Source organism: Collimonas sp. NPDC087041, assembly GCF_044745265.1.
GTDB lineage: Bacteria > Pseudomonadota > Gammaproteobacteria > Burkholderiales > Burkholderiaceae_D > Collimonas.
This window is the reverse complement of sequence record NZ_JBIUZX010000009.1, coordinates 41,816-53,591: the sequence shown is the minus strand read 5'-3', so window position 1 is coordinate 53,591 and position 11,776 is coordinate 41,816. Positions and strand designations below refer to the sequence as shown.

The following is an 11,776-nucleotide window of genomic DNA, read 5'->3' as shown; positions in this document are numbered from 1 at the left end:
AACAACAGTACGGTTACCATCAAACTATGAACGATGAACCAGACCTCAGCCGACTAGCACGCACCATTGGCGATCCTACCCGTATCCAGATGTTGGCGCTGCTGATGGAAGGACGCGCGCTGACCGCCAAGGAGCTGGCCTACGGCACCGATATCAAGCCAGCTACTGCAACCACCCACTTGCGCCAGCTGCTGGAAGACAAACTGCTCGACATGACCACGCAAGGCCGGCACAAATACTTCCGCCTGGCTTCACCGGAAGTGGCGCGGCTGATCGAATCGCTGATGGTGTTTGCGCCGAAGCGCAAGCATGTCGGACCGACCGTCGGCCACAACGCCATCTGCACCGCCCGTTTCTGCTACGACCATCTGGCCGGCAAGCTCGGCACGCAACTGACCGATGTGCTGGTCAAGCGCGGCTTGCTGGAAACCGAGGACGGCACCTTCTTGCTGACAGAGCAAGGCGAAACCTGGTTCGGCGAATTCGGCATCGATACCAAAGCCCTGCAGAAGAGCCGACGCCAGTTTGCCTATCCTTGCCTGGACTGGAGCGAACGCCGCGATCACCTGGCCGGCGCATTGGGTGCAACGCTGGCGAAACGCATGATCGAACTGGGCTGGCTGACCCGCAACAAGCATTCTCGCGCAGTCTCGATCACGGCGGACGGCCGCAGCGCACTGGCCGAACAGTTCGGGATCGCCTTGCACCACGAGTAGACGGACAAGCATCCGCCTCTGCTACTGAAGGAAAAACACATGCATCAAGGTGCACTCTACGCATTGCTGGCCGCGGCGTTGTTTGGCGCCAGCACACCGTTTTCCAAGATGCTGGTCGGCCATGTGTCGCCGGTGACGCTGGCGGGACTGCTGTATCTTGGCAGCGGCGTCGGCTTGTCGATCTGGTACCTTGTCCGGCGCGCCCTACGGCGCAATGAACAGGACGGCGACGGCTTGCGCCGCAAGGATTTGCGGTGGCTTGCGGCGGTCATTCTGAGCGGCGGCATTGGCGGCCCGATCCTGCTGATGCTGGGTCTGTCCTCGACTCCGGCTTCCAGCGCCTCCTTGTTGCTCAACATGGAAGGCGTCCTGACTGCCGCCCTTGCCTGGTTTGTGTTCAAGGAAAATTTCGATCGCCGCATCGTCCTCGGCATGCTGGTCATCGTGCTGGCAGGCGTGCTGTTGTCGTGGCAGCAAGTGCCGGAATTCGGCGTGCCATGGGGGCCGCTGGCGATCCTGGCGGCCTGTCTTTGCTGGGCCATCGACAATAATCTAACGCGCCGCATTTCCGCCAGCGACGCAGTGCAGATCGCCGCCATTAAAGGCTTGGCAGCGGCGGCGGTCAACCTGACGCTAGCGTTTTCGCTCGGAGCGCAATGGCCCGCCGCCGCCAGCATCGGCGCCGCAGCGTTGATCGGCTTTGCCGGCTATGGCGTCAGCCTGGTGCTGTTCGTGCTGGCGTTGCGCCACCTTGGCAGCTCCAGGACCGGCGCGTATTTCTCAGCAGCGCCATTCATCGGTGCGGCGATATCTTTGCTGGTACTGCATGAAACGGTCGGCGGCCTGTTCTGGCTGGCAGCCGGATTGATGGGTGTCGGCATCTGGCTGCATTTGACGGAAAGCCACCAGCATCCGCATACGCATGAAGAAGACGAACATGCGCACAGCCACCGCCACGATCTGCACCACCAGCATCAGCACGACTTCGCTTGGGATGGCCGCGAACCGCACAGCCATTCGCACCGGCACCTGCCGATCAGCCATAGCCATGCGCATTATCCCGACATCCATCATCGGCATCAGCACTGATGGATCGTCAACGTAATTTTACGACCCGCAAATAAAAATGGACCGGGTCATCGACCCGATCCATTTCTCTATTCAACTCGAACGATGCACCGCAAAATTGGGCGCACCCAGGTTTGTCAGCCGTTGCTTGCCTGCCGTGCAGTTAACACGCGACGTGCAAACACCCAAGCCACGGCCGCAAATACAATCAGGCCCAGCCACTGCGCAGTATTTTCAAAGGACGCACCAACCAGCGCCAGCGGCGAATCATTGCCGGTGAAGCCGATAATGGCGGCCAGCAGAACGCCTACCAGACTTTCGCCGACGATCAGGCCGGACGCCAGCAAGACGCCGCGGCGGTTCGACGATTCGGCGTATTGTTCATACGGCTGACCAGCTTTCTGCGCACGTTTTTTCAGGATGCGCTCTATGATCCAGGCCAGCAAAGTGCCCAGCACCAGTGTCGAGGCAACCGTTGGCGGCAGATAGATACCGATACCGACCGCCAACACCGGCAGGCGCGCAACGCCGCCGCGACGACGCAGGATTTCATCGACCACCACCAGTGCCACACCCAGGCCGAGGCCGATCAGGATCATGTCCCAATTCAGCTGGTGGGTGAAAATCCCGGTGGCAATTGCCGTCATCAGCGTCGCTTGCGGCGCCGACAATGCATGCGTCACGTCCATGTCGGCACGCGGCATGGCGCCGGCAAAACCGTAGGCGTTGTAGAGCAGTTCCAGTACCGGCGGGATGACAACCGCGCCGACCACGCAACCGATCAGCAGCGCTACCTGTTGCCGCCAAGGCGTGGCGCCGACCAGCCAGCCGGTTTTCAGATCCTGCAGGTTGTCGTTGGAGATGGTTGCGACCGCGATCACTGCCGAAGTCGTGAAGATCGCCAGGGCGATGCCCAACTTGTTGCCGCTCTCGGTTGCCAGCAAGCCGTCGCCGCTGCCTACCAGCAGGATCAGCAACGACACCAGCACCACAGCGACGATGCCGACGCCGGAAATCGGGCTGGCCGACGAACCGATCAGGCCAGCCATGTAACCGCAGGCGGCAGCAATCAGGAAACCGAAGATGACCGCAAACAGCACGCTGTAGGCAACCAGGCCCCAGACCATGCCGGCCGACAATGGCGCCGCGCTCAGGAAGCTGGCAAAGGTGCCAACCAGGATCGCTACCAGCACCAGCGTAATGGCGATGATCCAGCCTGGCGACATGTCGCGCTCAGTGCGCGGGATGTCGATGCGGCCTTTGCCGCCGCTCAGGGCGCGGAACGAAGTCTTGATGCCTTCCAGCATTGGCTTGATCAGCGTGATCAAGGTCCATACTGCAGCCACGCCGATGGTGCCGGCGCCGATGAAGCGCACGTCCTTGCTCCACAGGCCGGTTGCATACTTGGCCAAGGTCACGCCGTCCGGCATGCTGTGCATCGAAGTCAGCACCGGTACCGCCACACCCCAGGCGATCAGCAAGCCGATCAGCATGGCAATGCCGGCCACGATACCGATCAGGTAACCGGCGCCCAGCAAGGCCAGCGAAAAACCGGCCGATATGCGAACCACCGCCGAGCCGGCGGCAAACCACAGGTTGATACCTTCGCTCAGCACGCGGAAGCCGGATGCCGCCAGCGTCACCACGGCTGCGGTGATACCGCCGGCCATGATGTCGACGATGCCGGTTTCAGCTTTGCCCTGCTTGCCGGTGGCCGCATCGATTTCCGGTTCGGCGCTGCCGACCCGCAGGATTTCCGCCGCCGCCACGCCTTCCGGATACGGCAGGTCGCTCTGCACCACCATCGCATGACGCAACGGGATCGTAAACATCACGCCCAGCATGCCGCCGGCGGCGCAGATCGCCAATGTTTGCCAATACGGGAAGCCTTGCCAGTAGCCGATCATGACCAGGCCCGGCAGGATGAAGATAATTGAAGACAAGGTGCCGGCCGCGGAAGCCTGGGTCTGCACCATATTGTTTTCAAGGATATTGGCGCTCTTGAACATGCGCAGGACTGCCATCGAAATCACTGCGGCTGGAATCGCCGAAGAAAAAGTGAGGCCGACTTTCAAGCCAAGATAAACATTGGACGCTGTAAAAACGACTGTGATCAAGGCACCAAGAATGATGCCCCGTATCGTCAGCTCTGGCAGCGATACGGAATCGGGAATACGCCCGGTTGGCGACAACGAAACTGACATCGAAACTCCATCACGAAAATTACAATCGGCCAATTATCCCTGAAACAGTTGCCTCCCATCTAAAAATTTGACATGGGATTACAATTCCCGGACGCCGCCATTCTCATGTATCCCGGCACATCATTCATAAAGTTATCAAACCGGCTATACTGCATCAAAAAAATTCCTTCAATAGGCAATTCCCCAAGTTGGAAAGGTAAAAACCTCATGACAAGCCTCAACATCAATGGCAAGCAGCACGAAATCGATTTACCGGAAGACACCCCGCTGCTGTGGACGCTGCGCGATCACGTCGGCCTGACCGGCACCAAGTTCGGCTGCGGCATGGCCCTCTGCGGCGCCTGCACCGTGCATCTGGACGGCGAGGCAATCCGCTCCTGCATCACGCCAATCAGCGCCGCCGCCGGCAAGAAAGTCACCACCATCGAAGCCATGGCCGATGACAGCACCGGGCACGCCGTGCAACAAGCCTGGGTAGCGCTCGGTGTACCGCAATGCGGTTACTGCCAGGCCGGCCAGATCATGTCCGCCACCGCCCTGCTGAAAACCAACGCCAAGCCGACCGACAAGGAAATCGATGACGCCATGAGCGGCAATATCTGTCGCTGCGGCACCTACACCCGGATTCGCGCCGCCATCAAGCAGGTTGCTGCCGCCAAGGGAGTCGTCAAATGAGCGCCGCTTTCGACCTTGACAAAGATAGCGCTACCAGCGGCGCCGGCAATCCATCATCAATCAGCCGCCGCACCTGGCTCAAGGGCGTCGGCGCGTTTACCGGCCTGGCCCTGACGGTCGGCGTGAATGGCCTGGTGATGGCCGCCGATGCTGCTCCAGCGAAAAAATACGGTGGCGCCGGTATGCCGGGCAGCACGGTCAACGATCCGTTGATCTTCGTCTCGATCGGCACTGACGGCATCGTCACCATCATCGCCCATCGATCCGAAATGGGCCAAGGCATCCGCACCAGCCTGCCGCTGGTGGTAGCCGACGAACTCGACGCCGACTGGAATCGGGTCCGCGTGGTGCAAGCCAATGCCGACGAAAGCCGCTACGGCAACCAGAATACCGACGGTTCGCGCAGCATGCGCCACTTCTTCACGCCGATGCGCCAGGTAGGCGCCACTGCCCGCCTGATGCTGGAAACCGCCGCGGCGGCGCGCTGGAATGTACCGGTATCCGAAGTCAGCAGCAAGAACCACGAGGTATTGCATGCCAAGAGCGGCCGCAAGCTGGGCTACGGCGAACTGGCGGTGGAAGCCGCCAAGCTGCCGGTACCGCCGGCCGCGCAAGTGCAACTGAAAGATCCGGCGCAGTTCCGCTACATCGGCAAGGATGCTTTCGGCAGCGTCGATTTCCAGGATATCGTCACCGGCAATACCCATTACGGCATCGACACCCGCCTGGAAGGCATGCTGTACGCAGTAATCGCCCGGCCGCCGGTATTTGGCGGCAAGGTCGCCAGCTTCGACCCCGCCGACGCATTGAAGGTGCCGGGCGTGGTCAAGGTAATCGAACTCAAGGGCAGCCCGCCGCCTGCGTTGTTCAACCCGCTCGGCGGCATCGCCGTGATCGCCAGCAATACCTGGGCCGCAATCAAGGGCCGCGAAGCGCTGAAGATCACTTGGGACAACGGCCCGAATGCCGGCTACGACTCCACCGCATTCAAGACCACCCTGCAGGAAGCGGCCCGCAAGCCAGCCAAAGTCATGCGCAATGACGGCGATACGATGGCGACGCTGGCGCAAGCCGGCAAGCACATCGAAGCCGAGTACTACATCCCGCATCTGGCGCACGCCACGATGGAACCACCAGCCGCCACCGCGCGCACCGCCAACGGCAAATGCGAAGTCTGGGCCTGCGTCCAGGATCCGCAAGCCACACGCAACACGGTGGCGACCCGTCTCGGTTGGAAAACCGATGACGTCAAGGTCAACGTCACCTTGCTGGGCGGTGGTTTCGGCCGTAAATCCAAACCGGACTTCGCCGCAGAAGCGGCATTGCTGTCGCAAGCGATGGACGGCGCTCCGGTCAAGGTCACCTGGACCCGCGAAGACGATTTGCGCCATGACTACTTTCACACCGTGTCGCTGGAGCATCTCGAAAGCACGCTGGACGCCAAAGGCAAGCCGCTGGCCTGGCTGCACCGCAGCGCGGCGCCGACCATCGCTTCGACGTTTGTCGCCGGCGCCAAGGGCGAACAGCCCGGCGAGCTGGGCATGGGTGCGATCAATATTCCGTTCGTGATCCCGAACATCCGCATCGAAGCGCCGGAAGTCGAAGCGCACACGCGAATCGGCTGGTTCCGCTCGGTCTACAACATTCCACATGCATTTGCGGTGCAATCGTTTGTGGCCGAACTGGCCGCTGCCGCCAAGCGCGACCATCGTGAATTCCTGCTGGAACTGATCGGTCCGGCGCGCAAAGTCAATCCGCAGGACATGTCGGATACCACCAACTACGGCGAATCACCGGTCTTGTATCCGCTCGATACCGGGCGCATGCGCGGCGTGATCGAACTGGCCACCAAGGAAGCTGGCTGGGGTCGCAAGGTTCCCAAGGGTCATGGTTTGGGCCTCGCCGTCGCCTACAGCTTCATGTCTTATGTAGCGACGGTGATTGAAGTGGCGGTCAGCGATGATGGCGAAATCAGTATTCCGCGCGTCGACATGGCGATCGATTGCGGCCCGCAGATCACGCCGGACCGCATCCGTTCACAAGTCGAAGGCGCGTGCATCATGGGCCTGAGCCTGGCGACCACCGGTGAAATCACCTTCAAGAACGGTAGCGTGGAACAAGGCAACTTCCATGAATACGAAGTGTTGCGTGCTTTCAGTGCACCGCGCGACCTGCGTGTACACATGGTGCCGCACAAGTACGACATGCCGCTCGGCGGCGTTGGCGAACCAGGCACGCCACCTATCGCGCCGGCCTTGTGCAACGCCATATTCGCGGCAACCGGCAAGCGCATCCGCAACCTGCCGATCCGGGATCAGTTAAGCAAGAAGAGCTGACCTCGGCCACAACGGATAACGGCCATGCGACTTCCCGTGCATGGCCGTTATTGTTTAATCGTATCTGACCTTGTATCCGGCCTTATTGATATATCTTTGCCAGTCCCTCGTGCAATGCAGGGAACAGGCTGCGGTTGAAATTATTCCAGCGCAGTTCAAGAATCGTGTCTTCCTTGTCGATTTCAGTCTTCAGGACATCGTGGATCACTTCGCCGGAATCGATGCCATTGTCCACATAATGGAAAGACGCGCCGGTCATGTACAGCGGTTTCACAGGAACGGTTTCCATGGTTTGCCAGTTGACCACTTTCTGGCCGCGCGCGCCGTACAGCGCATCCAGCGTGGCATAGGCGCCGCGCCGTTCATAGGGTGACTCCAGGCGCGTGATGCCAGGATGGATGTTGACGATCTTGCGGTGGAACAGGCTGCCTGGCCGCACCAGTTCATCCAGGATAATCAGCAGACCATCCAGCACGACGATGTCGGCATCCAGTTCCAGCAAGGTGTTCAGCAAGTGCTTTTCAAACGCGCTTTTACCCGCAATGCGTTCCGGCGCCTGCATGCCATGCCGCCGGTAAGCCGACGGAATGGCGAGCAGCAATTCGTTCACTGGCCGACCCTGCACCTGCAGATCCGGCGGATAAAACCAGCGCTTGCCGGCTTCGTACGAGAAACCATAGTCCTTCAATTTCTCCCTGTCGATGGCCAGTTCGGCGTCATCGTCGTAGATCACTTTTTCGAGCGAGTACATTTGCCCCAGCTCGGTCTGGTTGAGTGCTGCAACCAGCGATTCCAGCACCGACTTCATGTAACGCGTACCGTCCTTGTAGGCGACATCCTGTCCGGCCTTGTCGGCGGCGGCATTCCTGAGGGACCAGATATAAACGAGTTTTTTCTTTTGCATGGTTACTTTCATTGATCAAAGAGGCAACGCTGTTCGGCGTTGCCTCATCAAGACACTTACCAGACGTACTTCGCAGACGCCACCACCGTGCGCTGATTACCGTAGAAGCAGGTATTCACCGATTGGCAGCCACTGACGAAACGACGATTGAACAGGTTCGTCGCATTCAGCGTGAAGCGCCAGTTCTGCATGTCGTAGTGCGCGCCGGCGTCGTACACCGTATTACTCGGCACCAGCAGCGAGTTGTCAGACGCCCCTGCCGCGCTGCTCTGGTAACGGATACCCGCACCCAGGCCGAAACCGGCCAGCGCGCCGGTGTGCCAGGTCCAGTCGCCCCACAGCGACGCCATCTGGCGCGGCCGCGGAATATCGACCGGCCATTTACCCAGCGAGGAATCGTTGGCTTCGGTATTCTTCACATCCTGATACACATAAGCGGAGATGATGGAGAATTCGCGCGTGATGTTGCCGACCGCGCTCAACTCAAGACCACGCGAACGTACCTGCCCGGTCTGCACCGAGAAGGTCCCGGTCGGATCGGTTGGATCAGGCGTCAGCACATTGTTCTGGTAGATCTGGTACAGCGCACCGTTCAGCGTCAGGTTCTTGCCTTCCGGCTGCCAGCGCACCCCGGCTTCCACCTGGCGTCCCTTGGTCGGCGCCGCCAGATTGCCGCTGGCCATCCTGACGCCGATCACCGGATTGAACGAGGTCGAGTAACTGATGTAAGGCGACAGGCCGTAATCGCCCAGGTAGACCAATCCGACGCGGCCCGAAAAGGCGCGATCGTTCTGCTGCAGCTGCGTGCCGCCTACCAGGTCGCTCTGTTTGGTGTCACTCCAGTCTTGACGGCCACCGACAGTCAAGGTCCAGCGCCGCCATTTGATCTGATCCTGAGCGTAGGCGCCGAGCATGCTCAGCGTGGTCCGGGTATCGGTCGGTGCATAGGCCGCCGGCGTGGAAAAGATTGCATTCGTGATCGGAACATAGACCGGGTTATACATGTTCAGGCTAGGTCCGAGCGCCATGAATTCCGTGTCGCTGGTGCGCTGGCGGTTGTATTCCAGGCCCAGTAACACAGTATGGTCGAATGGACCCTGCTTGAATTTGGCCTGCGCCTGGTTGTCGATATCGAAGCGGCTATAGTTGAACTGGTAGTCGCCGACGTAGCGCAATAGCGATTGCTGGGTCGGGTCAGTGTCATCCAGTCCACCGCCGAACACCTGTCCCTGGTCCAGTGACAGGTGCATCAGGCGCAGGTTCTGGCGGAACGTCCAGACCGGATCGAATTTGTGCTCGAACTGATAGCCGGCCGACCATTGCTTCTTGCGGTAATGCGAAAAATTCGGATCGCCGGTGTACAGGTTCTCTGAAATCGTGCCATTCGGATTCGGCAAGATGGTGCCCTGCGCCGGCAGGAAATTGTTGGAAGCGTCGCCGTGGTCTTGCAGGTAGGTCAAGGCGGCGGTCAGCGACGTGTTGGCGTCCGGCTGCCATTTGATGGATGGCGAAAAAGCAATCCGTCGCTCGCCGTTCGGTCCGGTCAAGGAATTGCCGTCGCGGCCGACGCCGAGCACGCGGTACGACAGCTTGCCGTCAGCATCGATCTTGTCGCCGATATCGAAAGCAATTTGCTTCCTGGCGTAATCGCCGAGCTGCATCTGTACTTCGCGGATCCGCTCGCCGTTGGCGAGTTTGGTCTGGACGTCGACGATAGCGCCTGGATCGCCCTGGCCGTAAAGCACCGAGCTTGGACCGCGCAGCACGGTAATGCTATCGATCATGAAGGGATCGACGCGCCAGCTGGCCAGATTGATGGTGGTCGGCACCGCCAGCCCGTCGGTGTAGACGGTTGGTGTGAAGCCGCGCAAGACCGAATACCAGTCCGAGCGAACTTCCGAACCGTAGGTCGAAAAACCTGGCACGTAGCGCAACGCATCGTTGACGCTGGCAGCGCCGGTCTGTTCGATCTGCGCCGCCGTCACCACGTTGATGGTCTGCGGAATCTCATTGAGCGGCGTGTCGGTCTTGGTGCCGGTGGCGCTGCGCTTGGCCACCAGGCCAACAGTGCCGTTATCGTCTGAGCCAGCATTGACATTGATTTCCGGCAGCGTACTGTCCGCTCCGGCTTTGCCGTTTTTCTGCACATCGTTTGCCGGTTGCGCCACCTGCTGAGCGTGCGCATAACCTACAGCCGTCGCGTCAAACAATACGCTTACTGCAACGACAATCGCACGCCGACGCGTGCCTGTTATCCATTCCATCTTCTACTGCTCCCAATTGCGATGCGGTTTTTAACCGCTTTCTTTGAAATCCCGAAGCGGTCATTGACCGCCTCAAGCTACCCATATGGCTTCTAATAAATATGTCTCGAAATTCAGAATGCCTACTTTCTACCCTGGTTACCCCCTTCCAACTGCAATTTTTCCAACCGGCGCGACCGGAGACATTTCCACGTTACAAAGTGGAAGCCAGGCGACCGCCTTCCACGGCGCGCTTCAACTGATCCGGCATCGGGCCGCCTCCTGCTTCTTGCTTGATCTCCTGTTTGACTTCCTGCATCAGCGACGACGTAATTTCGTCTGAGCGCAGCGCCAGTACCGACAGCAGCGTGTCGGACAGGCCATGGCTGTCTTCGCAGCAGCCTTGCAGATAAATGCGCGGTTTGAAATTCGCCGGGGTGGAGAGCCGATAATCGCGCCCGACATTGCCTTGCGCGAGTGCATCGCCGAGATATGGCGCCAGCCCGTCAAGCAGGCCAAGATGAGTGGCGCGGCCGTAACCGGTGGCCAGCACCAGCGCATCGAATCGTTCCGCGCAAGCGTGGCCATCGAGGCGGTTACGCAAAGTCAGCTCGATCTGGCCGTTGCTGCTGCGCACGGCAGTTTCGATCGCCGTGTTGGCCAGCAGGCGATGGCGCTGCTCAACGCCGACATTCTGCAGGTACAGCATTTCGTAGATCTGTTCGATCAGCACGCGATCGACTACCGCATAGTTGGTGTCGCGGAAGCCATCAATCAGCGAGCGTCGGACATCTTTCGCCTGGGCATAGACGATATCGGTATACGCCGGGCTGAAAATCTCGTTGACGAACGGGCTGTCGTCGGCCGGCTTGAGCGCTCCCGAGCGCATCACCAGGCTGACGTCGACTCCCGGATAGCGCCGCGTCAGGTCAATGAACACCTCGGCGGCGCTTTGCCCGGCGCCGATCACCGCGATCCGTTTGCGCGGGCCGCTTTGCGGTTGGCCGACCACCCGATCGATCGATGTCAGGTAATTCGAGGTGTGAATGATGTTGTGTGGACCCAATGCAGCGAATGCTTCCGGAATCCGCGCCGAACCGCCGATACCGACCGAAAGCGCGCGCGTGACGCGCTGCCATTCGCGCCCTGCCTCATCGCGCGAAAATACGCGCAAGGCATTAATCTGGCTGGAGCGATCCGCAGCGGCGACGGGTTCGATGCCGACGACCGTTTCGCCGTAATGCACCTTTTCATCGAACGCCTGCGCGACCCAGCTCAAGTAGTCGTGAAACTCCAACCGGGTCGGATAAAAGCTCTTCAAATTAACGAAATCAGGCAGCCGGCCACGCTCGAACAGATAATTGATGAACGTAAAACGGCTCTTTGGGTCGCGCAAGGTCACCAGATCCTTCAGGAAGGAAATCTGCATCCGGCAATCGTCGAGCAGCATGCCGCGATGCCAGCCGAACTCCGGCTGACGTTCGATGAAACACTGCCCGATACCTGATGCGCCCGGCTCTTCGGCAAGACGCACCGCAAGCGCAAGGTTCGACGGCCCAAAGCCGACACCAATCAGATCAAAAACGTTATCTCGTTGCATGTCTAATTTCCTTATTAGTGGCGGCCGGCA

General features: G+C 59.9%; 8 protein-coding genes. 4 read left to right on the top strand and 4 right to left on the bottom strand.

All coding sequences use genetic code 11. The features are described from left to right. Positions 1 to 26 precede the first annotated feature (26 nt). Both ACIPF8_RS16665 and ACIPF8_RS16660 read left to right on the top strand, forming a co-directional pair. Complete coding sequence (locus tag ACIPF8_RS16665) at positions 27 to 716, top strand: ArsR/SmtB family transcription factor (RefSeq protein ID WP_400423110.1); 690 nt, start codon at positions 27 to 29, stop codon at positions 714 to 716. A gap of 39 nt (positions 717 to 755) precedes the next feature. Further along, positions 756 to 1,805, top strand: coding sequence for a DMT family transporter (locus tag ACIPF8_RS16660; protein WP_400423107.1), 1,050 nt, complete (start codon positions 756 to 758; stop codon positions 1,803 to 1,805). Positions 1,806 to 1,921: 116 nt separating this feature from the next. Here ACIPF8_RS16660 and ACIPF8_RS16655 read toward each other — a convergent pair whose 3' ends face one another. Continuing rightward, complete coding sequence (locus tag ACIPF8_RS16655; protein ID WP_400423105.1) at positions 1,922 to 3,988, bottom strand: OPT family oligopeptide transporter; 2,067 nt, start codon at positions 3,986 to 3,988, stop codon at positions 1,922 to 1,924. A 207-nt stretch (positions 3,989 to 4,195) separates the two neighbouring features. On the opposite strand from ACIPF8_RS16655, the gene ACIPF8_RS16650 reads away from it, so the two are divergent. Together ACIPF8_RS16650 and ACIPF8_RS16645 are read left to right on the top strand one after the other, a co-directional pair. Further along, on the top strand, positions 4,196 to 4,663 hold the full coding sequence (locus ACIPF8_RS16650) for a (2Fe-2S)-binding protein (protein WP_400423103.1): 468 nt from the start codon (positions 4,196 to 4,198) through the stop codon (positions 4,661 to 4,663). Then, positions 4,660 to 6,999 carry a molybdopterin cofactor-binding domain-containing protein gene (locus ACIPF8_RS16645; RefSeq protein ID WP_400423100.1) on the top strand — a complete coding sequence of 780 codons (2,340 nt, stop codon included), beginning with the start codon at positions 4,660 to 4,662 and terminating at the stop codon, positions 6,997 to 6,999. The genes ACIPF8_RS16650 and ACIPF8_RS16645 overlap by 4 nt, the downstream gene beginning before the upstream one ends. Before the next feature lie 82 nt (positions 7,000 to 7,081). On the opposite strand, the gene ACIPF8_RS16640 is transcribed toward ACIPF8_RS16645, so the two are convergent. The 3 genes from ACIPF8_RS16640 to ACIPF8_RS16630 form a co-directional block, all read right to left on the bottom strand. Beyond that, positions 7,082 to 7,903: a formyltransferase family protein gene (locus ACIPF8_RS16640; protein ID WP_400423099.1), complete on the bottom strand. Its 822-nt coding sequence runs from the start codon at positions 7,901 to 7,903 to the stop codon at positions 7,082 to 7,084. 56 nt (positions 7,904 to 7,959) lie between these two features. Continuing rightward, complete coding sequence (locus ACIPF8_RS16635) at positions 7,960 to 10,167, bottom strand: TonB-dependent siderophore receptor (RefSeq protein ID WP_400423097.1); 2,208 nt, start codon at positions 10,165 to 10,167, stop codon at positions 7,960 to 7,962. 193 nt (positions 10,168 to 10,360) lie between these two features. After that, positions 10,361 to 11,746 (bottom strand): lysine N(6)-hydroxylase/L-ornithine N(5)-oxygenase family protein, encoded by a 1,386-nt coding sequence (locus ACIPF8_RS16630; protein ID WP_400423094.1) that lies wholly within the window; start codon positions 11,744 to 11,746, stop codon positions 10,361 to 10,363. Positions 11,747 to 11,776 lie beyond the last annotated feature (30 nt).

What these genes read in the sequence shown, in the direction of transcription:
- ACIPF8_RS16630 (WP_400423094.1), bottom strand. Translation starts at nt 11,746, where the DNA reads ATGCAACGAGATAACGTTTTTGATCTGATTGGTGTCGGCTTTGGGCCG.
- ACIPF8_RS16645 (WP_400423100.1), top strand. Translation starts at nt 4,660, where the DNA reads ATGAGCGCCGCTTTCGACCTTGACAAAGATAGCGCTACCAGCGGCGCC.
- ACIPF8_RS16650 (WP_400423103.1), top strand. Translation starts at nt 4,196, where the DNA reads ATGACAAGCCTCAACATCAATGGCAAGCAGCACGAAATCGATTTACCG.
- ACIPF8_RS16665 (WP_400423110.1), top strand. Translation starts at nt 27, where the DNA reads ATGAACGATGAACCAGACCTCAGCCGACTAGCACGCACCATTGGCGAT.
- ACIPF8_RS16660 (WP_400423107.1), top strand. Translation starts at nt 756, where the DNA reads ATGCATCAAGGTGCACTCTACGCATTGCTGGCCGCGGCGTTGTTTGGC.
- ACIPF8_RS16640 (WP_400423099.1), bottom strand. Translation starts at nt 7,903, where the DNA reads ATGCAAAAGAAAAAACTCGTTTATATCTGGTCCCTCAGGAATGCCGCC.
- ACIPF8_RS16655 (WP_400423105.1), bottom strand. Translation starts at nt 3,988, where the DNA reads ATGTCAGTTTCGTTGTCGCCAACCGGGCGTATTCCCGATTCCGTATCG.
- ACIPF8_RS16635 (WP_400423097.1), bottom strand. Translation starts at nt 10,167, where the DNA reads ATGGAATGGATAACAGGCACGCGTCGGCGTGCGATTGTCGTTGCAGTA.